Here is a 22,834-nt window from a genome sequence, read left to right on the forward strand (position 1 = left end):
GAACACCCCGCGTGGACCGCCCGGGTTGACCCTTAAATTAGCAACGATTCACTGGAGGTGTTCCAGGACGGCTTCCCTCATAACATCCACTGGTGCCTCTTCCCCCGTCCATAGCTCGAACGCCAGCGCCCCCTGATACACCAGCATACCGACACCGCTCACCGGGACGGCTCCGGCCTTCTCGGCTTCCTCGAGCAGCCGCGTCTTCGGTGGGTTGTACACGAGATCGTTCACGATCAAGTCCTCGCGCATTTGGTCGGCGGTAACTAGAGGTGGTTCGTTCTCGTTCGGGTACATACCGACCGGCGTGGCGTCAACCAATAGATCGGCGTCCTGAAGCTCCCTCTCGATTTCGTCTCCGTCCAGCCCTATGGCGCGTGCCTTTACTCCCACTTTCTCCCTCAGCTCCTCCGCGAGCCTCTCTGCCCGGCTTACCGTACGGTTGGCGATGACGATCTCGTCGGCTCCTTCCGTGGCGAGCTTGAAGGAGACAGCGCGGGCTGCACCTCCCGCACCTAGGATCACGGACTTAGTACCTCCGGGATCGAAGTCTGTCTCTTCCTGCAGTGCTCGCAGGAACCCCTCGCCGTCGGTGTTGAATCCCTCGATTTTGCCACGTGAGAACCTGACGGTGTTCACGGCCCCGGTCAGTTCGGCGTCGCGATCTAGCTCGTCGCACAACTCCATGACAGCTTCTTTGTGAGGTATCGTCACGTTAAGGCCGACGATCCCAAGATCGGCGGCACCTCGGACGGCACCTTCAAGCCTTTCCGGTGGCACGTCGAAGGCTAGATATACGTAGTTCAGCCCGAGCTCCTTGAACGCAGCGTTATGCATAGCTGGAGACATGGAATGCTCGACGGGATGTCCGATGAGTCCTACGACGTTGGTTTCAGCGTCGACCGATACGGACACGCTCACGGTCGATCACCCGCGCCTCGTGCAGGTTGAACAGCTTCGCCCGGAGGGTTCTCCCAGAAGTCTTCAGTATGCAGACGTTACCTATGTTGAGCGGATCACGACACGTGGCGCAAATCGCGGGACATGAGGTGGTACCTACGTTCACTACCAGTTTTCCCTCAACGTTCCCGAGGTATCTACAGTGCGTGTGACCTGTGATCACGACGTCGGCATGTGTCGAGCGAGCTATTTCCTCCAGTCGTTCGGGCATCTCGTACTCCCGGCACGTGTAATTGTCCAGGATCTGATCGCGTTTCGGCATCGGAGATTCTCGGGCTATGGGATTGACAGGCTTCTGCGGGTTCAAGTCCAGCTCCGAACAAGGTTCGTGACCGTGCAAGACGAGCATCCAAACGTCCCCGAAGCGGAGTAAGTGAGGCCCGCCCAGTGACGGTCCCGAGTGTCCCGGCGGGCACCCGCGTCCGCGACGGTTATCGTAGCGGCGCGATAGTACGTGCACCCCGGCGTCACGCAGCGATTTCACGAGATCTACGGTGTCGTGGTTCCCGGGAACGAAGTAAATCTGGACTTCGGAGGACAACCTCCGTAAGTCCCGCAAAAGCTCCCTCAACTCGGGATCCGGGGCCCTAGGATCTGCGAGGTCGCCATCGATGAGAAACGCGTCGAAATCCAACGCCAGATCGAGTGCCGCTTCCCAGATTTCCCGATCGTGCCCCTGATATTCGTCACCGACGTGTACATCGGAAGATATCAGTAGGCTATCACCGGGTAAGCGCGTTACATCGAGCGTCATCTGAACCACGCTAACCCTCCCGACCGAAGACCTCGGGGTTGAACCTCTCACGAATCAGCAGCATCGGCGTCTTTCGGTGGTAGACTAAATACTCACGCCAGGGTATCTTCGGCGCACTCGCACCCAAGATCTCCTCATCTTCTGGCGATGGCCGCGCCTCCTCAACGCGGAGTATCTCACGTCGCGTCTCCAGTCTTAACTCTTCGATCATCTTTCCAAGCGGTTTTCTCGACTGAAGAACCAATCTACGCAGGCGCCCTGGAAGGTTATCGGGACGGGCGAGTGAAGTAGCTAGGATGGCGGGTCGACCGTCAACCTTGATGACGACTCGTCGGACGTACACGGTGTCTCCATCAGGAACACCGAGAAGTCTCGCATCTCGACCTTCAACTTCCAGTTTCCTGGTTTCGAGTGGATCGATCGTTACTTCCCCGAAGAACCGCTTGAGGATCCTCGTCACCGACCCGTCAGTGTAGAGGAGTACCTCCAACAGCGGGACCTTCATCCGATGAACCTCCATTTCATATCTCGCCATACTCCTGTAGCAGTTGGAGTTCCTCCAAGCTGACCTTCTCCCCACGCTCGAGCCGCTCCTTGATCTCCTTCAGTCGCTCTCTGTCTACCGCCTGTTTCTCCAGGTCTTTGATTCGAACCTCGAGCGCGCGCTCTTCCGCGCGTTTCTCCATTATTTTCTGCTCTAAATCGCGGAGCTCCGACTGAAGTTCACGGAGCTCGTCTTCCAGCGGTTTCACTTTGGCCAGCTCCTCGACGTACTTACGGTGGTAACCGTCCGCCTTCTCTCGCAGCTCGTCGGCACGTTCGTAATGTTCGATCATCTTCTGGTGGTACTCATCCGCCTCTTCGGCCGTTTTCACGACCTTTTCGTGGTATTCTGAGGCCTTTTCGCGGAGCTCGTCCGCCTGGGAGAACAGCTCGTCGGCCTTTTTGGAGTGCTCGTTGGCCTTCTCCCACGCTCTCAGCTGCTCGCGGAGCTCTTCGAGACGCTGGGCGATTTGCTCCTCTCTTCTCGGGCTGAGCGGGTTGGTTTCGATTTCCTTTTCTAGCTTACGTATCTGGGCTCGGATCTCTCGGATCGGACGTTCCACTTTAGAGCGAAGTTTCTTGGCGGTTTCAACGTGCTCCCGGGCCTTCTGAGCTAGCTTCCTGGCACGCTCGTTCAACTCGTCACGCTTAGCCTTGTACTGCTGGACCTCCTCGTTCAGCTCGTCCCTACGTCGGCGATGCTCATCGGCTCGCTCTCTGAGCTCTCGGACGCGTTCGTTCAGTTCATCACGCTTAGCACGGTATCTCTCCGCTCGCTTTCGGATTTCTTGGATTTGATCCTGAAGCTGGTTTACCCTACGCTGGATTTCTCGCCGCTTTTCTTCAAGATCATCGAGTTCCTCACGGGTTTTAACTAGCTGATTCTCGAGTTCCTTGATCCTCTGCAGCTTGTCCTCGGAGGTCATCATTCGACGGAAACACCCCAAAAGCGCAGTACGACAGGGACGGCACGACGAAAGTCGTCGAACGCCATCTCGATGATCTCGTATAGCGGCTTTTTAGGGCGGAACCCTAGTGGCAGACCGGCACGCTTTAACATTGATGCGTCGTTCGCGCCGTCTCCTACCGCCACGGTGTCCTCAGGACGGGTGCCGAATCGGCGACATAGCTCCATCAGGACCCTTTCCTTCGCGGAAGAGCTCATGACGGGACCGTAAACTCTGCCAGTGAGGAAACCGTCTCGTACCTCGAGTTCGTTGGCTACATACGCGTCCAATCTTAGCTCTCTACAGAAACGGGAAACCACTTCGGTGAACCCTCCGCTGATCACCGCTACGGCTGCTCCTACGGATCGTACAGCTGCTACGAATTCCCGGACGCCGGGGTTCAGGCTCAGCTCGGTCACGACCTCGTCGAGAACGGAGGCGGGTGTGCCAGCCAGTAACCGGACCCGTTCTCGGAGGGCCTCTCCGAACTCGAGCTCGCCGCGCATCGCCCGTCTCGTGATCTCTTCGACTTCGTCGTCGACTCCTGCCGCCTCCGCGATTAGGTCGATGGTCTCCCCGTCGACCAGCGTCCCATCGAAGTCCAACACTACCAGTCGGCGAGCCTGGACCATTCGTGGGCACCCACTCCCGACCCGAACCCGTACTTGACTTCTTGGAACTCACGCCGAAGTTCCTCGACGTCCTTACGGACCTCGGACGGCTCCCTGCGACCGAGCACGACGTCCGCTATCAGCTCGGCGATGTACTCCATCTCAGAAGGACCCATACCCAACCGGGTGAGCTCCTGGGTGCCCAGCCGGATACCGCTCGGATCGTGGGATTCCGATTCGTCGTCCCAGGGCAGTAGGTTCTTATTGCACAGGATGTTGGCTCTCTCCAGCTTTTCGGCGATGACCGCTCCCCCTCCTTGCTCCCGCACGTCAACAGCGATTTGATGGGACTCCGTGAAACCCCGGTGCTCACAGAGTACCGTGAGTCCCTCGGCGTACAGGGACTCGGCCAGGGCTTTAGCGTTCTTAACCGTGTCACGTGCGTATCGCTCCCCGTACTCCTTGAACTCCGCGAGCGCTACGGCTAGCGCCGCCACGTGGTGTAGGTGGTGGTTGCTCACGAGCCCCGGAAACACGGCCTCGTCGATGTCGTCGGCTAGATCCCGCTGACAGAGCACGATTCCACCCTGGGGACCCGGAAGCGTCTTGTGGGTGCTTCCGGTGACCACATGGGCGCCCTCTCGGATCGGATCCTGGAACTGACCGCCGGCGATTAGCCCGAGCACGTGGGCTGCGTCGTACACCACGTAACCTCCTACGGCCTCCACAGCTTCTACGGCCTCTTTCACCGGATGTGGAAACAGGAACAGGCTGGCCCCGAGCATTACCACCGATGGCTCAACTTCCTCGATCTTACGGACCATGCTGTCGACGTCGATGACCATATCATCCTCGTCGAACGGTAGGTACTCAACGTTGAGCCCTCTAACACCCGGGGCGCTGATATCGTGGTGGCTGATGTGTCCACCGTGGGAGATCCTAAGCCCCAGAATCGTGTCGCCGGGATCGGTCAACGCGAAGAGGGCGGCTAGGTTGGCCACAACTCCGGATGTGGGCTGGACGTTCGCGTGCTCGGCACCGAAGAGCTCTTTGGCTAGCCGTACGCAGGCCAGCTCGACTTCGTCGATGTACCCACAACCCTCGTAAAGCCGTTCACCGGGTCTCCCCTCGGCGTACCGGTGCCCGAAATCCGTCACGAGCATCTCACGCACCGCGGGGCTGGTCACGTTCTCGCTGGCGATCATGGGGAGGCACTTCTTCATCCACTCATGATGCTTCTCAACCGCCCGCACGACGGAGCGTATGTCCTCCAACCCGAACACCCCGAAGGGGTTTTGACTTTGGTCGAGGCGCGAGCGCTGGCCGAGGCAGTGACCAAGGGTGTGCTCACGTACGTCGAAGTGAGCGTAGAGCAAGGCTCCGGCTTGGAGCTGGAAGTGGACGTTCCCAGAGCGGATCGAGTGAAAGACATCGTCAGATCGCTAGTAACCCCGATCACGGGCATGTATCGGGTTAGGGTCCGGATAACCAACGCGCGCGCCGAACCGGAAGCGGCGAATAAAAAGTGTCTCGCTACGGGGACGTTCACGGCTCTAGGGAAGGTGCTCATGGACGCGTTCTTCCCCGGCCGGGGTACCGAAGCCGTGAATAAGGCTCTCCTAAGGGTGCCTATAACCTCCGAAGAAGCGTATTACGGCAAGAGGTTCGACCGTGTGTACGATCCCCGCGAGAAGCGTTGGGTTCCGGCTCGGCCCGGTATGATGTGTAGAACCAAGGACGGGATGATCTGCGCGGTCACGGACGATCCCGACGGTATCGCGCCCACGATCGCGGCCGAAAAGGACGCGAAGTTGGCTACAGTCCTGTGTGACACGTTATTCGACATGCTCCTGGCTGAAAAGCCACCCACGGTGCGGGGGTAAACGGGAGTGAGTTCCGAGTCCGAAGGCGTCCGCCAAGCTGCGCGTCTGATGGCGGTAGCCGCCCGCACGGCCCCGAAAACGAGGGGTATCGACGATATCGTCATCGAGATCGTGGAGGACGAGGATACGCTGGATAAGATCGCCGAGAGGATGGAAGAAATTGCCGAGGAAAAGGGGGTCGACTTCTTCAAGCGCGACGCGGAGTGCCTCAGGAGATCGGAGTGTCTGGTATTAATCGGTGTCAAGTCCAGCGGGCCTTGTGGCCTCAACTGCGGTATGTGCGGGGCCTCGTGCGACGACATCGAGGAGCGCAGCGCGGACGTCGAGTTCGCGGGACCGATCTGCGGGTTCAAGCTGATCGATCTGGGAATCGCGTTAGGATCGGCGGCGAAGGTCGCCAACGATCTAGTAGTCGACAACAGACTGATGTACACCATCGGCGTCGCAGCACGCTCCTTGGGCGTAGTCGACGCGGACGTCGTGATAGGGATTCCGCTATCCGCGACCGGGAAGAATATATACTTCGACAGAGATGGCTGACCGGGAGGGATCGCGCGATGGCGCGCAATCCCAGACGCAAAGGTCGCGATGGATGGAAGCAGTCGAAATCGCGTGGTAAGCCCTCGTTCGTGACCTGTGAGTGCTGCGGGGGAAAAGTACCTCGACACAAGGCCATCTCTTGGACGCAAGGGTTCAGGATTACCGATCCGGTGGTTCGTCAGGCGGTGGACGACCGATACGTTCACACTTTCAGCCGCAAGGTGTACTACTGCCCTAAGTGCGCCAGGTTCTTGGGGATTAGAAAGCCCAAACGCTGATTCTTCCCAGATCCCCACCGGGTTCCGCGCACCGTCCACACCCAAAATACGCTCTGATTGTTTCAAGTCTTCCCTAACCAGCTTCCAGGTTTTCTCACATAAACAGGTTTTAAGGAGTTGCCATACTCCGTGCACGCCCAGTGTACAGCCTCCCGCGAGTTAACAGGGGGAAGCCGCGATCACCCTTCATGCCGTGCTGGGTGGTGGATCAGTAGGTCACGTGGTGGCGGACGCACTGAGGGATCGTGGTGAAGAGGTGGTAATCGTCGACTGTAACGAGGACCGTGCGGAGGTCCTGAAGGAGCAAGGTTTCGAAGTGATTATCGGAGACATCACGGAGAAAGAAGTATTACTCGAAGCGGGCATAGAGAAAGCCGTCATGGTGTACGTCCTCACCCCCGACGACGACGCTAACGCGGAAGCTATCAGGCTGATCCGTAAGATCAACGAGGACACGTACATCATCGCGCGAGTCACGGACGAGGAACGCGTTGAGGAGTTTAAGGAGCTCGGAGCGGACGAAGTTCTCTCCCCGAATCAGCTGCTGGTCGGGAAGTTGCTTCACAACATCGACAACGTGAGGAACCGCCGAAAGGTGCACGAGCTGCTGACAAAGCTCGAAGACGTGGAGAGTTTGGCTATAATCCCACATAACAACCCTGATCCCGACTCTATCGCTAGCGCTGTAGCCCTTCAGGAGATAGCCAGTATCGTCGACGTTCAATCCGACGTGGTATACGGAGGCGAGATCGGTCATCAGGAGAATAAAGCCCTAGTGAACCTCCTGGATATCGAGATGAAGCGGATCTCACGTGTAGACTTAGATGAGTACGACGCTATCGCCGTAGTGGACACCCCGGTCCTACCACGGGAGCTGGCTGAGTACGACGGTATCGAGGATAGTATTCTGGTGGCGGTCGACCACCACGATTCGTCGGACGGCATGATGGACATGAACGGCACTTCTAAGAGCGCTTTAGAGCTCGCGGACTTCGTAGATCACAGACCGGAGGTCGGAGCCGCTTCTACGATACTCACCCAATACCTCAAAATCCTCGATAGGAACATCGACCGGAGGATAGCGACGGCACTACTGTACGGTATCAGGACTGACACGTTGAACTTCACGAGGAACGTGTCGCCGGAGGACCTCAAGGCGGCCGCGTATCTCTACCCGCGGGCCGATCACGAAGCGCTGGCTAAGATCGAGTCTCCGGACATCTCTCCCGAGACTCTCGACGTGCTCGGTGAAGCTATCCGCAACAGGACGGTTATTCGGAGTTACCTGTTCTCGAACGTGGGGTTCGTGAAAAACGAGGATGCGTTGTCTCAAGCCGCCGACTATCTGCTTAACCTTGAGGGTGTCCACACGGTCATAGTGTTCGGTGTGGTCAACGGTAAGGTCAAGATCTCAGCGCGAACGGACGATATCCGCCTGAACATAGGTGAGATAATGAAAGAAGCGTTTGGTGACGTGGGTTCCGCTGGAGGTCACTCGAAGGCCGCCGCAGCCGAGATCCCGTTAGGCATCTTCCAGGACGTCGAGAGCGACATGGTGCTCGATCTCGTCGAGCAGGCGGTGCGTAAACGGATATTCAAGGTAATAGGCATCGAAGAGGAGGACTGAACTCACTCTACGGTTACGCTCTTAGCCAGGTTCCGTGGATAGTCAGGATCGATGCCTCTGGCCACGCTCATGTAGTACGCCAGCAATTGAAGCGGTACCGTGTAGACGATCGGGGAGAACACCTCGCTGATACTCGGCACCTGGATGACGTGATCGGAGTGCTCCTCCACGGCTTCGTCCTTCTCATCGGCTACGGTGATCACAGTGGCACCCCGAGCTTTCACCTCTTCGATGTTCGCGAGCATCTTCTCGTAGGCGCCGCCTGGCTGAGCTACGGCGACCACCGGCACACCCTCCTCGATCAATGCCAGCGGACCGTGTTTGAGCTCACCCGCAGGGTACGCCTCCGCGTGCTGGTAGGTGATCTCCTTGAGCTTCAGTGCGCCCTCCATGGCGGTAGGATATCCAGGACCGCGACCGATGAAGAACCAGTTGGGACGTTCCTTGTACCGACCACCCATCACCGCTATCTCACGCTCCCGCTCCCAGTTGAGTACCTCCTCCAGCATCTCCGGAACCTTGTCCAGCTCATCGTGGTACTCCTCCGACTCCTTGTCGGTTATCTCACCAAAGTGGCGGGCGAGCTCCACGGCCAACGTGTACATCGCCGCGAGCTGCGCTGTGTAGGTCTTTGTGGCAGCAACGGCTTTCTCGAAGCCAGCGTGGGTGTACATGACGTGGTCGACCTCACGGGTGATCGTGCTCCCGACGACGTTGGTCAGTGCTATCGTCGTGGCTCCCCGGGCGTTCGCCTCCCGCACCGCCGCTAGCGTATCGGCGGTTTCACCCGACTGTGAGATGGCTAGAACGAGGGTGTCCTCGTCGACGAGTTCCTTTGTCACATACCGGAACTCGGAGGCTATCACCACGTCCACGGGGAACTTGGCGAGCAACTCCGTGGCGTACTTCGCGCCGAGTCCGGCATGGTACGAGGTACCGCACGCGACGATGTACAACTTAGTGTAATCGCCGCCGACGAGCTCCTCCGCCATCTCCATGAGGTTTTCCCGTTCGATCCGAAGCGTGTTCCTAACGGCTTCGGGTTGCTCGTGGATCTCCTTGAGCATGAAGTGCGGGTAGCCACGGCGTTCCAGCGTGTGCGGATCCTCCTCGACTATCTGCACTTCCTTCTCTTCCGTGACGTCCTCAAGGGTCTCCACGTCCAGTATCTTGATCTCGTCCCGCTTCACTACGACGATCTCGCCGTCGTCGATAGGGATCACGCGGTTCGTTTCTGGTAGTATTGCCGGTATATCGGACGCCAAGAAGTTACCGTCGTCTCCCAACCCTACTACCAACGGACTCTCCTTCCTAGCGGCCAGGATTACGTCGGGCTCGCGGGTACAAATAGCGGCGATGGCGTACGACCCCTCTAGCCGGCGCACGGCCTCGACGAACGCCTCGAAGAACGACTTCCCTCCCTTCACCCCCTGCTCGATGAGATGGGGTACGATCTCGGTGTCCGTCTCGGAGTCGAACCGGTGTCCCTTATCTTCCAGTTCCTCCTTAAGTTGCATGAAGTTCTCGATGATGCCGTTGTGCACGACCGCGATCTCGTCACGACAGTCCGTGTGCGGATGTGCATTACGCCGGTTAGGGTCTCCATGAGTCGCCCATCGGGTATGTCCGATTCCAACCTTACCGGGGAGCTCTCTGAGGTTACGCTGCAGCTTCGTCGGCTCGCCGCCCTCGGTCAGCTTCCCGGCATCCTTCTCGACGTACAACCGACCCTCGTGGATCGTGGCGACTCCGGCGGAGTCGTAGCCGCGGTACTCGAGCCTGACCAACGAGTCGACTATAATGGGGGCCGCGTCACGCTCCCCGATGTACCCTACGATCCCGCACAAACCAGTTCACACCCTTTACTTACGAGAGGTATTCCACAACGTCGTAAAGCACGCGAACAGCATTTACGAGGTCCTCAATCGGAACGTGCTCCGAAGGGGAGTGCGCGTAGTCGATCGAACCGGGTCCGAAGACCACTACGTCCTTACCAACCAATTTACGGATGTAACCGGCGTCCGTGCTTGCTGGCCAGGTAATAGGTTCGTTCGGGAGCCCGCGGGCACTTAGGGCTTCCCGTAGCGCGCGCACTAACGGTTCGTCGCCTGAGAGTACGAACGGTGGTGCTCCTGCCCGAATGTCGGCCGAGACCCCTTCCACTCCGTGAAAGAATCGCTCGAGGTCCTCGGGAGACAGCTGAGTGTTGAGCCTGACGTCCAACACGGCTTCCAGGCACTGTGGTGTCACGTTAGTCGCCACCCCCCTGGAGTGAACGCTCGTGGGATTGGCGGTAGGGACTCCGAGTGCGTCCTCAAAATCCTCCAGCATCTCATAGAGATAATGCAGTATCCTGCAGAATTTCAAAATGGGGTTCTCCGGGTTGTGTGAGCTGGCGTGTTTGGACTCCCCTTCGATACGCAACCTGACTTCCACACGGGACTTGTGCCCGATCACGGGACGTAGTTCCGTCGGTTCCCCGTTGATCACGTGGTTCGCTTGAATTTCCCTACGACGTAACACGTGACGAATGCCGGCCGAATCGGTCTCTTCTCGGACTACCGCGATTATCTCCAGTGGTCCATCCCATATCTCGGCCAGGGTAACGTAAACGGCCAGATTGGCCTTCGCGTCGCAAGCTCCTCGACCGTACAGCTTACCGTCGACGATACGGGGCTCGAACGGTTTCTCCATCCCGTCGGGTGGGACAGTATCGAGATGTGACGTTAGGCACACCTCCGGCTCTCCACGTCGCCCGATCACGTTCCCCAGACGGTCGATTTCCACCTCTAAGCCGGCACGCTCCAGGTCCGAAGCGTACCGCTCCGAGAGCTCTTCCTCCTCGCCGCTGACGCTGGGGATAGAGATGTAGTCGCACAGGAGCTTTACCACGCGCTCCCTGACGTCCAACCTAATCACTCTCCCGAAATCTCTTGAATTCGCTCGCGGACGAGCTCGCTTACCCGTTTACCGTCCGCCCGTCCCCGTAGGACTTCCATTACCTCACCCATGATCTTGCCCATGACTGCCATACCTCGCTCCCGAATCTCATCTTCGTACCTACGAATCGCCTCTTCGACAACCTCCTCGATTTCCTCCTCGGACACCATCACTATGCCGAGTTCTTCCGCGAGCTCCTCGGGATCGGAGTCCGGATCGGCCGCAAGGGCGCCCAGCAGCTCCTCGATTCCAGACTTAGCTATGGTACCCTCGGCGTAGAGCTTCAGCACATCCTTAACGTGGTCTATGGTGAGGTTATCCACTGGGTACCCGTCTTTTTCAAGCCGAGGGATCGTGTTCACTAGCGTGGCCGCTGCTACCTTAGGTTCCACTCCGGTATCCTTCACGATCTTCTCGAACTCGTCCACGACTCCATGCTCGAACATCTGCTCAACTAACTCCTCCCCGAGACCGTACTCTTCGGTGAGCCTCTCCTTACGCTCCCAAGGTTTCTCCGGGAGCTTTTCCGCCAGCTCTTTTACCCTGTCCTCGTCGATAACTACTGGCGGGATGTCCGTCTCAGGGTACATTCGAGCGGCTCCCGGGCGAGGCCGCATGTACTCCGTGGTCCCGTCCTTCCGAGCACGTCGGGTCTCTGCCGGGACGCCTTTCAGCGCCATGATAGCGCGATCCTTCACCGCTTCCATGGCGGACTTAACGCGATCCTCCGGACCCGCTATCAAGACGAACCCGTCACCGTCTTCCACACCGAGACGCTGCCTGACAGCCTCGACTTCCTCCTCCGAGATGCCGTACCTGGGAAGCTCATCGGAGTGGAACAGCCCCGAAACCCCTCGTCTCCTCGCGTAGTCGGCGAGCTCGGTACCGAACCTCCGGCCCGGACACAGTTCCCAACCTAAAATCCCTTCGAACCCGGGCAGAAGCAGAGCGTACACTACACCATCACGCTCGAGTTCCCGACGGATAATCTCGCTGTCGGTGTCCTCGAACACGTCAGTAACGTCCACTGGCTCACAATTGACTAGGTCCGTTTCACTAACATCGCGTTCACGAAGCTCATCTCGGATCCTGAGTAGATTCGCCTGTCTTAACGCCTCGTACTTGACCACCTTAGGAATCAGGTTCAAGTCCTGAACACCCTTGATCTCCTGCACGGCGCCACCCTCTATCGAGACGTTCACGTCCTGCCTTACCGTGCCGATTCCTGACTTCACACCGCCTACGGCTTTGATCGCCTCACCGATCCTCTCAGCGGCCTCACGGGCCTGTTCCGGCGTCCTGATGTCCGGTTCCGTAGAGACCTCGATAAGCGGTATCCCGAGTCTGTCAAGGCAGTACTCGACCTCGAGATCCTGATCACGTCCCTTCACCTTGCGAGCGGCGTCTTCTTCCAGACACACCGTACTGATACGGACTGGGCCTTCGGACGTCGGGACCTCACCACCGAACCCGACGAGCATTGTACGCTGGAATCCAGTGGTGTTCGAACCGTCGATCACCATCTTCCGCATCACGTGCACCTCGTCGACGACGGACCCACCCAGAAGGAGGGTAACCTTAATCGCGACGTCGAGAGCTTCAGAACAAGGCTCGTGCGGGGGCTCTTCGTCCAGTTCAACTAGGCACGAGAAGGACCCGTCCGCCAGGTAGTAGAACGTTCGGTCGCGCTTGAATTCTTCCAAAGCCGCCGGATCGAACTCACCCATCTCGCTCTGGACCGGGCGGAGCTTACGTCTGACCTTGGGCTCCTCAGGTACCTCTTCCCCTAGCTCTGGAGTACAGCGACAGAACAGCTTTCTGGAGGTATCAAGCTGCCGGTGAATCTCAAGTCCCACTCGGAGACCGATCTCTTCCCAGTCTAGGTCCTCTTCTCGCACGGGCTCGGGCAGGGGGGTCACCCCCCTCGCGGTACCGGTTCGATTATCGAACGCCTTATGGGCGCGGGTACGTAGTCCATGACGGTGAGGTAGTGCTAGAGGTAACCCTACCGGGGGAAGGCACGCCGGCGGCGGAGAGATCCCGCACGCTCCGCACCCTTAAACGTGACCTGGAGCGGTACTTCCGGGGCCACCCCGTAAACTTCGGTGATGTCCCGGTGAGGATAAACGTTTCCGGAAAACCTCGGGAAGTGCTCGAGCTCGTCCGCGAGATCCCGTACGGGACAGTGGTCACCTACGGGGATATCGCCCAAAAGGCCAACACCCATCCACGGGTGGTGGGAGTCTCCCTCGCCCTAAACAGGACCCCGATAATCGTGCCATGCCACCGCGTCGTAGCCACCGACGGGCTCGGTGGGTTCAGGTGGGGGTTGGAATGGAAGAGGAGACTGTTAGAGCTAGAGGGAGCGTTACCATCGAAGAGGTAGGCCAGTGGGTAGTGATCGTCGACCGTGAGGAGCTCGAGTACGACGGCTCGCAGCTCCGCAGGACGTTCGCTCACGAGCGGTACGGAATTAAAGGGCGGGCCGTAGTGGTGTTTCGAGGCCCGATGGACGTAAGGACGGAATACACCGCGGATGCTGAGGATGTCGGCTCGCCTATCCGGGGCAACGATGTGCTGCATTTGCTCGTGGACGACCCCACCCGAGCCGATCCGTTGGTATCGGGATTACTTCAAAGGTTGCTGGTAGTGGTAGCGAAGGAAGTCATCGAGAGGGAACTATCGACAAATCTGAACCGAGACGGTGATGACCTCTTACACGACGGCAGAAAGCTCACCGTGTCGGTTTTCAAGCCGGCGGGCCCCGGTTCGCTCGCGCACCTCGGGATCAACGTGACAACCGAGGGTGTTCCCGTCCCAGCCTCCTCCCTACGCGACCTCGGTTACCTTGGAGACCCACTCGACCTGGGTCGACGCGTTGCCGTCGAATTCGTCCGCGAGATCACGGATGTGGAGTTGGACCTCACCAAGATCAGGTGGTGAGGAACTTGGACGAAGCCGTCGTGATCCGCATCGAGACCGTCGAGCGATCGGAGAGCGTGAAAGTCCCGTATCGTGAGGGAATGACGCTACTCGACGCGCTACGGTGGATCAAGGAGCACGAGATACAGGACCTCGAGTTCGAGTTCTCGTGCCGGAACGCTCAATGTGGCACTTGCGCTGTGCTCGTGAACGGGAAAGCTCGACTCGCCTGTGAGTACCTGTTGGAACCAGGTCAGGAAGTGACCGTGGAACCCCTGAGGCACCTACCCGTAGTCAAAGACCTGGCGATCGATTGGTCGGCGGTCACGTCGAGGCTCCGGCCTCTCTCCCCCAAATCCTACCGGGAGTGGTTCCGTCGAATGGAACCCGAGAAGCAGCGGAAATTGTACGAGCTAAGATCTTGCATCGAGTGCCTCTGCTGCGTCGCCGAATGTCCCGTGATCAAGTCGGGATCGACGCGGAACCCGGGCCCGATCGTACTACGGAAGGTAGCGGAGGAAGTCGAAAAATGGGACGAATCTCCAGGAATAGACGACACCGTGTACGCCTGCACCACGTGCCATACCTGCGCCGAAGTGTGCCCTAAGGACATAGAGATCCCGGCGAAGGCTGTCGAGACGTTACGGGCGAGACTTTACGAGGAAGGCAAAGGCCCACTACCCGAGCACAAGGAGCTAGGAGAAAGGGCCGTACGCACGGGCAGGTCCGTCGAGAAGGGGAACAGATCGTTCATAGAGGAGTACTCCGGTGAGTACGGGGAGGGAGACGTCGAGGCCATGTTTTTCACTGGATGCCTCGTGGATTACCGACTACCCGATACTGGGAAAGCCCTAATTAAGCTGGCCGAGAAGTTAGGGATCAAACTGATCGTTCCTCGGGAGCAAGTCTGTTGCGGCTCACCACTCCTGAGGACGGGGCAGTACGACCGTGCCGAACGCCTAGCTTTCGAGAACCTGGAGACGTTCCGACGGGTCGACCCCGACGTTATCGTCACCGTCTGCGCCGGCTGCGGAGCCACGCTGAAGAACAACTACCCCGAACTCCTCGGTGATAGGTTCGAGTGGGACGTACTAGACGTCACGGAGCTACTCGTAGAGATAAGGGCACACGAGCGGGGATTCCGGCTCCAGGAGCGTACAACGGTTACGTATCACGATCCGTGTCATCTGAAACGGGGACAAGGTGTCGAGGACGAGCCCAGGAAGCTCATCCGATCGATCGAGAACGTTGAGTTCGTTGAGATGGAGGAACCGGATCGGTGTTGCGGGGCCGGCGGGGGCGTTCGATCCGGTCTACCGGAACTCGCGGAGCTGATGTCCGACGTGAAGGCTCACATGGTACGCGAGACCGGGGCCGAAGTGTTGACCACGGTCTGTCCGTTCTGCGAATACAACCTCAAAGAGGGGCTCGAGCGCAACGACGTCGAGGCACGGGTGGAGAACTTGACGGTACTGCTCTCCAGAGGTCTTTAGCCCCAAGCCTTCGGGTACGTGCCCGGCTCCATCAGGACCCTCTTGGTGTCCACCATAATACCCCGATCCGCGTGTAGCATCTCCTTCCAAGTAGCCTTGGCCACTCCCAGCGCTACCGCCTCCCCTTTCAACGTGAAGATGGCGACTAGATCGCCGGGCTGGATCCCTTTCTCCACCCTAACGATTCCCGGTGCGGCCAGGTCGGCCCCGTGGCAGATGGCGTCGACGGCAGTATCCCTGATCTCTATCCTCGGTAGGTGCTCTAGGCCTTCCTCCATCGGACGTACGATGTGTCGCAAGGGTTCCTCCCACCGATACTCCTTCCAGAACTCGTACGCGTCCTTCACGTCGTGGAGAGTGACGGCGTTCTCCTCCGAGAACGGCCCCGTCCTCGTCCTTCGAAGCTCAGCCATGTGCGCACCGACACCCAAGGCCTCACCGATGTCATGACACAGCTTCCGGATGTAAGTACCAGCCTGACACCCGACCCTCATCAGCACGTCGCGACCGTCGATCTCGAGGATATCGATGTAGTAAACTTTCTTAGGACGTACCCTCCTCTTGACCGCCGAGCGTAACGGTGGTCGCTGGAGTATCGTCCCCTCGAACTCCTTCACGACGCGCTCCAGCTCCTCCTCGTCCACATCGCCGTGGAGATGCATAATCGTCACGTATTCCTTGCCCGCCGGTAGCAGCGTCTGGATTATCTTCGTGGCTTTCTCGAGGGCGATAGGAAGGACTCCCGTGACCTTAGGATCCAGGGTACCACCGTGACCCGCCTTGGACAGACCGAAGATCTCCTTCACCCAAGCCACGACCTCGTGCGATGTGGGCCCGGCGGGCTTATCCAGGTTGATAACACCCTTCATGATGTACTCCTCGATAGGGCGCTCCTCCGGAGGACAACCGTACCGAGGGTCCGTTTCCACCTCGGCTTTCGTAACCATTTCCCGATCTCGGTCGAACGGTAACCGACGGTCCTTGTCACCGCTCATGCGTGGCCCCCTCGACGCTCGTCGGCGCCTCTAGTGACTCTCTCGATAATAACCTCTTCACCAGCCTCGCGAAGTCCCGATCCTCGGTCTCCACAGCGTGCCGACCAGGACGACCGCCGCCAGCAACGCGACGATGAGGGCCACGAGTATCCAGCGAGGAACCGAAGTGGTGACTGGCGATCGCGCCGAGGTCCGACGAAGTACCGAGACCCTCGCCGGTCTCCCCTGCGAGGGTTTACTCTTATCAACCGAACTTCCGACGTTTACTTCGACGGTAGCAGCCGACTTCGCGCCGACAGTACCACGGAGAGGGACGCCTGTAACCGACACCGGGACGACACCCCGACAGGAGCCGCTGAGCGCAGCCTGACTGGCTAGAGCCGACACGATCATAGCCGAAACCGTGGCCGCTAGGCTACCGGTGGCCCGACTTTGGGTGATTCGAGACGATGATGTTCTAACGGCGTGGACAACGGAGGTTCTAGCGGCCGTGGCAGTCGTCGGAATGGTTCCTCTCGTAAATCTCGTAAACGTGGAGGTGAGCTGCCGGAGGATCTGAGCGGCGAGTTCCGGGTTGTTCATGTAGTTGGTAGCAAAGACCGCCATGGCCACTCTGAGGTTAGGGACCACTCCCTCGTACTGGGAGAGGGCCTCTAAGAAGCGCTGCTGCACTACCGGGTTTCCGCAGATTCCTGGACAGCAGCATAGGACGCCTCGGAGGAGCTCGGGCACGATCACGTCCCGGACGAGGGTTACGAACTCCCGGCTTTTGAGGACCTCCTCGTTGATAAGCTTATGTTGAGCCCGGTCATACGCGATCACGAGCAGAGACGCCGCCAGCGAGAACAGGCCCTCCGGAGAATATCGCGCCAGCCAGTTCCGGTTCTCCACGAGTGTTGCGGCCGTGCGGCGGAGGATGCCCTCCCAGCCGAGGAGTCCAGGTGTAAGAGTGGACCAGCCGCGGATGAGGTAACCGAGGCGTTTCAGGAGTTCCATCGCGCCCGAGTATCCGTGGAATCTGAGTCCGCGGACGTAAGTCGGGTTGAAGACAGTACGCATCAGATCGTACCATGCGTAGGTGTCGAAGGGCATGAGGAGGGAGTACCGAAACGCGGCCATCTCGTTCCCGGTGAGCGTGGCGAGTGTACGGTTGGTCACGGTCGAGAATAACGAGGTCATGTTCGAAGCCAGGAGAGCCGCCAAGTAGCTCCCCGCGCTAAGCTGTGGTGAGAGATCGCGTAACCAAGGGGCCAGGTTCGGGTTTACCGAGACCATCAACTGGATTTCCTCCGCGAGCCGGCGCGCCATCCGCGAGTAATCACCACCTACGTAAGAGCCAAGGGCTGCGTTCCTGAGGTTCAGGACTAACGCGTCGATCATCTTCTCTTGCTTCGGTAGCAATCCGTTGACAGCACTTACGGCCAGCCTCAAACCGCCCTCGAAAGCGTAAATGCAGTCGTCGTAGAAGAACGTGGCCTTTTCATCGGACGAAACCATCGTATGAAGCGTGCGGTCGGGCGCCGCGAGGTTCAACGCGAGGAGGAGCGGGAAGCTGGCTCCCCAATACTTCGGCCCGTAGACGTAGCTGAGACCGGATATCCAACTCATCGCGAGGTTCAACCGATCCTCCAGCAGAAACTCTCCGGACTCGATCGTCTTACCGATCACGTTCGTGTAGTCACCGGGTGCTTGACAGAACACGTTGAACGCGGCGAGCAACGGGAGATCTTCGTCCGGAACTCCACGAATCTGATCGATCCAACCTGTGATGATCCCGCCGTTCGAAGGAAGATCGGTACCAGGAGTGGAGATTCGACTCAACTCCCGACAGGACAGCAAAGCCAAGTAGACGGCGGCCCAGTCCAGGAACGGATAATTTTCGGCCGGTGGCACGAGAACGGCGAGGGAGGACGCGGTGTTGACGACGGATTCGAAATCGTACCCGTGCTCTACGCAGAACTCATCTATCAGGTCGTAGAGCCGCTTCAACCCCTCTTCGAGCTCGCGAGCCAACTCCTCATCGGGGGTTGTGAGTGCCCGCCACAGTGCCGCCAGGTACACGTGTAGTACCGTCTCGTGGATAGGGTTCTCCCATTCACCTTGGGATAATCGCTCCACGATCTCGCGAAGCCACCGACGAACGCAGTGTACTGGATGTTCCTCTGGATCACAGATCTCCAGAACTTCGTCCACGTCGCCGACGATAAGTGAGCTGTGACCGAGTAGTCGTGCTAGATAGGGTTCGGCGGCCAGGATCGCCGCCACCCTGCCCAAGAACAATTCCGTAAGGATGTTGTGTGCGAACACGTCTCGGAAGCACGAAGTACCAGTAACGATCACATCAGTAAGCCGACGTGGAACCCGCCGCAATACCAAGCTGGCCGAGATCACCGGTCTGTCTCCCACGAGCATTATCGTGCCGATCACGGTGACTACTTCTCCCTCCTTAGGCACACGCCCCTCGTCGATCCGAACCCGGACTTCCGTACGCCCGTCCGTTAGGATAATCCACCGCCCCTCCACCCGATCGACCCTACCGCGGATTGGAAGTCTACCGAACGCCCGTCCGACGGCAAGGAGTTGTGTGGGTGTGAGTACCTCGTCCTCGATTCCCTTAACATCTTCTTCAGAGAGAACCCTAGCGTTGACGACTTCCACGTGACCGCCTGTAGGCACCAGTGTGCCTAGCACCATGACCTCGTCGCCCAAGTGGAGCGGTATTGGTAGTATGCTGATCGGGCACCGCACCTCGATATGTTGACCACCCGTCGGAGGCTCGAGTACCAAGCGAATAGCGTCAAGTCCGAGCGGTTCCATCTGGACGATGCGACCTACGACTAGAATTTGACCGAATCGTCTGGTATAGAACACGCCGCTGGGGTTCATACAAAGGGATGGGTCGACGCCCGTCACGATCCAATCCGAGTTACGGTGTGGGAGTACACCCAACAGGAGCATCTGAACAGCGATCGGCAGTCCCCTGGTGTTGATATTATCCGTCGCCCAGTCGAAGGCCACCACCTTCCTAGTGACAGTACGTAGCGGGATCGCAACCGTGTATGCTACGTTGATCGAGATCCAGTCAGGCCACTTCCTGGGATCGAACATGCACGCGTTCCGGCCGGTAGGTAACGCGTCGAGCTGTTTGAAAGGACTAGAGTTGAAACCCGGCGGCACATAGCCACCGCTTAGCGCGTTGAGGAAGTTCACACGTTCGAGCCGCGCACTCTCGAAGAGTAATTCAACGATCCGGGCTGCCTCACGATGTAAGTCGTCGACGTCCCGCGTCTCAGGCCGCTCGATCACTTCGCGACATACATTCAAAGCCTTGGAGTAGTCCAGTGACCCCATGACCTCATTTAGTAGTACCTTCGCCGCGAAGCTGGCCATGGTGCCTACTGGATCCTCTCCGATCGGCGGCATCCCGAACACGTGGAGGCCGATCGGAACCACCTCGTGTTCCTCCAGGTCGTGCAGTAGGAAGTACAGCTTAGCACAGTTCTCGTCGAATCTCCTCTCAAACGCCTCCAGCGAGCTCAGGTTCAGCAGCTCGTAGGCGCGCGTCTTCTTCACTAACTCCAAAATCGCCGGCTTCAAATAGCTCAGGTGGGAAGACTGATACCTCTCCAGCAGTTTTAGGAGTCGACCCATGTCGCCGGTGAGTTCTTCTTTAGCCAGAGATTGCGGCAGGTAGTTCACTATCACGGCCCAGCCGCGGCGCTTCGCCACCAGAGCCTCCGACGGGTCCGCAACGTAATACGGGTAGACTTGGGGCACGTTTTGGATGCATATCTGTGGGAAGTCCCACCAAGACATGAATAGGGGCTTGTACGGCAACCACTCGTACGTCCCGTGCTTACCCGTATTCACGATCACGTGCGCCCGGAACACCAGGGTGAAGTAGTAGTAGCAGGCCAGATAGTAGTGGCAGGGTGGAAGTACGGTAGAGTGGTACGCGACGCTGATCCCGACGTAGTATCCTCTGGCGGGCTGGGGCGCTACGATAATGTTTCCGAAGTTGATCCCCCGTATCACGAAGTACATTTTCCCGTCGATCTCAACGAGGTACCGGGAGCGCTCTGGCGGTCCCCAGCCCGTAAACCAACCGTAGAAAGCCTCGACTCGGCTCCACTTAGCATAGAGTGACCTGCACAGCTCGAGGGCGCGTCCCACTTTCTTCGGGTCCGTTAATGCATCGATGACGGCATCCACCAGTGATTCCACGTCCCGCCGGAACTGTTCTTTCGCCTCTTCGGGAACGTCCAGGTATTGCAGGTGACCCGCTACGTAAGATACGAGAGACCTCAGACCGTTGACGATGACCCGTAACTTCAGCGGATCGGTAATCGGACCGTACTTTCGGATTTGAAGCAGCACCGCCTCTAGGTACCCGAAGACACCCTTCTCCACACACAACCTGGCTTCCTCGGGTAGCGACCGGTACCATTTCAGGTACTCGTCGAGCGGCAACAGGTACAGGTATCGGATCTCCTGATCCCGCTCCACGAACCGACCGTGTTCATAGGCAAGTAGTCGGAGAACGAGCTTGTGACCTTCCACGCTCACACGCCTCAGTATGTACGAACCGATGTTGGAGCCCTCCTCCACCATGAGGCGCCCTAGCGCATCGGCGAGTGGCCTTACGAGAAGGTAGGCCTTGTAGTATAGATCAAGGGCTTCCTTCCACTTACCCTTTTGGGCGAGCTTTTCCGCCCGTTCTTCTAGCTCTGCAATCTTCAGCAGTACCTCCTTGATCGATAATCCGCGAGCATCGGTCGGGATCTCGTCCGCGTACTCCAACAGTTTCTCCTTGAGCTCCTCTGGGATCTCGACGCGGTACCCTTCTTTAACCAGCCATGCGAGGAAGTTCACGATCGATGCGGGCACGTCCAACGATGAAGCCGTTCCGACACCCTCCTTACCCGGCTCCGAAGCCCAGTACAGTATCGCGACACGCTTTTCCCGGTTTGGGATGTTACGGAGTCTTATCCAAGCGAGGATCCTGTCGGCGGTTATGTGGATCATCTCGGGAACAGGTTCGTCAATGCACATTACGCGACCCAGTAGCGTTTCTGGACCGTCTTTACGCCACTCGCGAACCGAGATGGGGATACCTTCGATTGCACCGAGGTTTTCCGGAATCACGATGTGGTACAAGGCAGACCAGTCCAGGCCGCTCGGAGTTCGCCAATACGTCTGCCACTCACTCATCGTCCAGGGTAGACTCACGAGTTTAATCACGGGTAGATTCAGCTGTTTCAGAAGCTTTATCTCCGGCGAATCTGGGGAACGCATCTTGAAAAAACCAGGGAGAAGTGCAATCGCCTCTACTTTAAATAGCTTTAACTTCGATATCACGTGTTCGAGAGTAGAGAGTACATCCTCGAAACAACCGTCAAGGATATCGTAATGGAGACCGAGTACTATCGGTACCAAACCACGCTCTATTAGCACCCTACACAATTCGCGGATGGGAGCCGTCCAACCACTTTCTAACCTCGTTGTATCGACGACTATGAGTACACAAGGTATACGTTCCTTTTCAATTTTGGAAGCGTCATGTGATAGGATTAAGCGCAATATTTGAATCAAACAACCGTCAAAGATATCGTAATGGATACTGAGGTGTTCAGCAAATATGTCCAACATTTTGTTCATTACTTCGGCGACAGCGCGTGGTAAGTGTTTGCGAAGAAGTTCAACAAACCACACTGGATAACGCGTGTGACCGAGGGTTACAGTTTTACTACCATACCGCCTGATCAGATCGGCCACTTCTTCCGGATCCGGATCGGACGGTCGAATTATCTCATCCTTAAAAGGATCATAACCTTCGATCCATCCGTCGAATAGATGGTAAGGGCCGGGATGTCCATTGAGGAGATAGGAGAGAAGAGAACGAAAGTTCCGAACGGAACGTGACTGTACGTACATAGAGAGAGGTATCTTTAACCCGCACCAATCAACTTTTATTTGATTCAGCTCTTTCACATCCGATGGTACTGGAAGAACGTTATCGAATTCAAACACACGTTTTTTTGACTCCGAGATAACCTCGTTGAGAATGTTTTCAAGTACTGTGTTACTCGTCGTATGGATTAATAACAAGGTATCGGCGGATTCAACCTCCTTCCTAACGAGATCTTCTGAGACCAATCCTTTGGAAACGACGTCCTCAACGATCACGGTCACAGGGAACCCAGAAGCGGCCTTCGCGGCCGGGATACCGGTGGACCAATACCCGGTGATGATGACCAACTTATCGGCGTGAACGGGCGATACCGCGATCAAGGATGCGAGCGTGATTACAAATGCCGGCTTGAAACTCATTGGACACCCCC

18 protein-coding genes are annotated in these 22,834 nt (G+C 58.0%); 7 read left to right on the plus strand and 11 right to left on the minus strand.

What is annotated here, in order from left to right; genetic code table 11:
- Positions 1 to 48: 48 nt before the first annotated feature.
- Genes BW919_RS01665 through glyA form a run of 6 tightly spaced genes read right to left on the minus strand, consistent with a single transcriptional unit; the run spans position 49 to position 5,098 of the window.
- Positions 49 to 921, minus strand: a complete 873-nt coding sequence (locus BW919_RS01665) for a shikimate dehydrogenase (RefSeq protein WP_088335169.1) — start codon at positions 919 to 921, stop codon at positions 49 to 51.
- A complete protein-coding gene (locus BW919_RS01670) occupies positions 893 to 1,714 on the minus strand; it encodes a metallophosphoesterase (protein ID WP_232452923.1) in 822 nt (273 codons plus the stop codon). The genes BW919_RS01665 and BW919_RS01670 overlap by 29 nt, the downstream gene beginning before the upstream one ends.
- Positions 1,715 to 1,724: 10 nt before the next feature.
- Positions 1,725 to 2,219 (minus strand): chorismate lyase, encoded by a 495-nt coding sequence (locus tag BW919_RS01675; protein WP_157665864.1) that lies wholly within the window; start codon positions 2,217 to 2,219, stop codon positions 1,725 to 1,727.
- 16 nt (positions 2,220 to 2,235) lie between these two features.
- Positions 2,236 to 3,186, minus strand: a complete 951-nt coding sequence (locus tag BW919_RS01680) for a coiled-coil protein (protein WP_088335175.1) — start codon at positions 3,184 to 3,186, stop codon at positions 2,236 to 2,238.
- Positions 3,183 to 3,836: a phosphoserine phosphatase SerB gene (serB, locus tag BW919_RS01685; RefSeq protein ID WP_088335177.1), complete on the minus strand. Its 654-nt coding sequence runs from the start codon at positions 3,834 to 3,836 to the stop codon at positions 3,183 to 3,185. The genes BW919_RS01680 and serB overlap by 4 nt, the downstream gene beginning before the upstream one ends.
- On the minus strand, positions 3,812 to 5,098 hold the full coding sequence (glyA, locus tag BW919_RS01690; protein WP_088335178.1) for a serine hydroxymethyltransferase: 1,287 nt from the start codon (positions 5,096 to 5,098) through the stop codon (positions 3,812 to 3,814). Before glyA ends, serB begins: the two co-directional genes overlap by 25 nt.
- An 18-nt stretch (positions 5,099 to 5,116) precedes the next feature.
- Between glyA and BW919_RS01695 the strand changes: the two genes are divergently transcribed.
- The 4 genes from BW919_RS01695 to BW919_RS01710 all read left to right on the plus strand — a co-directional run bounded on the left by BW919_RS01695 (position 5,117) and on the right by BW919_RS01710 (position 8,143).
- On the plus strand, positions 5,117 to 5,698 hold the full coding sequence (locus tag BW919_RS01695; protein ID WP_088335180.1) for a hypothetical protein: 582 nt from the start codon (positions 5,117 to 5,119) through the stop codon (positions 5,696 to 5,698).
- A 6-nt stretch (positions 5,699 to 5,704) separates the two neighbouring features.
- A complete protein-coding gene (locus tag BW919_RS01700; RefSeq protein ID WP_088335182.1) occupies positions 5,705 to 6,238 on the plus strand; it encodes a ferredoxin domain-containing protein in 534 nt (177 codons plus the stop codon).
- 17 nt (positions 6,239 to 6,255) lie between these two features.
- Entirely contained in the window at positions 6,256 to 6,516 is a 261-nt protein-coding gene (locus BW919_RS01705) for a hypothetical protein (protein WP_088335184.1), read from the plus strand.
- Positions 6,517 to 6,709: 193 nt separating this feature from the next.
- On the plus strand, positions 6,710 to 8,143 hold the full coding sequence (locus tag BW919_RS01710; protein ID WP_088335187.1) for a DHH family phosphoesterase: 1,434 nt from the start codon (positions 6,710 to 6,712) through the stop codon (positions 8,141 to 8,143).
- A 2-nt stretch (positions 8,144 to 8,145) separates the two neighbouring features.
- Here BW919_RS01710 and glmS read toward each other — a convergent pair whose 3' ends face one another.
- From glmS to gatE, 3 genes are read right to left on the minus strand one after another with little or no spacing between them, the layout of a single operon-like run.
- Complete coding sequence (gene glmS, locus BW919_RS01715; RefSeq protein WP_088335189.1) at positions 8,146 to 9,990, minus strand: glutamine--fructose-6-phosphate transaminase (isomerizing); 1,845 nt, start codon at positions 9,988 to 9,990, stop codon at positions 8,146 to 8,148.
- 19 nt (positions 9,991 to 10,009) lie between these two features.
- The gene (locus BW919_RS01720) at positions 10,010 to 11,053 is read right to left on the minus strand and encodes a M20 family metallopeptidase (protein WP_088335191.1); all 1,044 of its coding nucleotides are present in this window, start codon (positions 11,051 to 11,053) and stop codon (positions 10,010 to 10,012) included.
- Between the two features lie 5 nt (positions 11,054 to 11,058).
- Positions 11,059 to 12,981, minus strand: a complete 1,923-nt coding sequence (gene gatE, locus BW919_RS01725) for a Glu-tRNA(Gln) amidotransferase subunit GatE (protein WP_088335193.1) — start codon at positions 12,979 to 12,981, stop codon at positions 11,059 to 11,061.
- 218 nt (positions 12,982 to 13,199) lie between these two features.
- Between gatE and BW919_RS01730 the strand changes: the two genes are divergently transcribed.
- Genes BW919_RS01730 through tfrB form a run of 3 tightly spaced genes read left to right on the plus strand, consistent with a single transcriptional unit; the run spans position 13,200 to position 15,498 of the window.
- Positions 13,200 to 13,469 (plus strand): methylated-DNA--[protein]-cysteine S-methyltransferase, encoded by a 270-nt coding sequence (locus tag BW919_RS01730; RefSeq protein WP_232452900.1) that lies wholly within the window; start codon positions 13,200 to 13,202, stop codon positions 13,467 to 13,469.
- Entirely contained in the window at positions 13,418 to 14,026 is a 609-nt protein-coding gene (locus tag BW919_RS01735; RefSeq protein ID WP_088335195.1) for a DUF366 family protein, read from the plus strand. The genes BW919_RS01730 and BW919_RS01735 overlap by 52 nt, the downstream gene beginning before the upstream one ends.
- Positions 14,027 to 14,031: 5 nt before the next feature.
- The gene (gene tfrB / locus BW919_RS01740; RefSeq protein WP_157665868.1) at positions 14,032 to 15,498 is read left to right on the plus strand and encodes a fumarate reductase (CoM/CoB) subunit TfrB; all 1,467 of its coding nucleotides are present in this window, start codon (positions 14,032 to 14,034) and stop codon (positions 15,496 to 15,498) included.
- On the opposite strand, the gene BW919_RS01745 is transcribed toward tfrB, so the two are convergent.
- Together BW919_RS01745 and BW919_RS01750 are read right to left on the minus strand one after the other, a co-directional pair.
- Positions 15,495 to 16,493: an RNA-guided pseudouridylation complex pseudouridine synthase subunit Cbf5 gene (locus BW919_RS01745; protein ID WP_088335199.1), complete on the minus strand. Its 999-nt coding sequence runs from the start codon at positions 16,491 to 16,493 to the stop codon at positions 15,495 to 15,497. The two genes, tfrB and BW919_RS01745, sit on opposite strands and share 4 nt — an antisense overlap.
- A 57-nt stretch (positions 16,494 to 16,550) precedes the next feature.
- A complete protein-coding gene (locus tag BW919_RS01750) occupies positions 16,551 to 22,823 on the minus strand; it encodes a cobaltochelatase subunit CobN (RefSeq protein WP_088335201.1) in 6,273 nt (2,090 codons plus the stop codon).
- Between the last annotated feature and the right edge of the window lie 11 nt (positions 22,824 to 22,834).

The organism is Methanopyrus sp. KOL6, from assembly GCF_002201915.1.
Lineage (GTDB): Archaea > JAADCQ01 > Methanopyri > Methanopyrales > Methanopyraceae > Methanopyrus.

Coding starts and splice junctions, on each gene's coding strand:
- BW919_RS01670 (WP_232452923.1), bottom strand. CDS start 1,714: ATGACGCTCGATGTAACGCGCTTACCCGGTGATAGCCTACTGATATCT.
- BW919_RS01675 (WP_157665864.1), bottom strand. CDS start 2,219: ATGAAGGTCCCGCTGTTGGAGGTACTCCTCTACACTGACGGGTCGGTG.
- BW919_RS01680 (WP_088335175.1), bottom strand. CDS start 3,186: ATGATGACCTCCGAGGACAAGCTGCAGAGGATCAAGGAACTCGAGAAT.
- serB (WP_088335177.1), bottom strand. CDS start 3,836: ATGGTCCAGGCTCGCCGACTGGTAGTGTTGGACTTCGATGGGACGCTG.
- BW919_RS01705 (WP_088335184.1), top strand. CDS start 6,256: ATGGCGCGCAATCCCAGACGCAAAGGTCGCGATGGATGGAAGCAGTCG.
- BW919_RS01735 (WP_088335195.1), top strand. CDS start 13,418: ATGGAAGAGGAGACTGTTAGAGCTAGAGGGAGCGTTACCATCGAAGAG.
- BW919_RS01745 (WP_088335199.1), bottom strand. CDS start 16,493: ATGAGCGGTGACAAGGACCGTCGGTTACCGTTCGACCGAGATCGGGAA.
- BW919_RS01750 (WP_088335201.1), bottom strand. CDS start 22,823: ATGAGTTTCAAGCCGGCATTTGTAATCACGCTCGCATCCTTGATCGCG.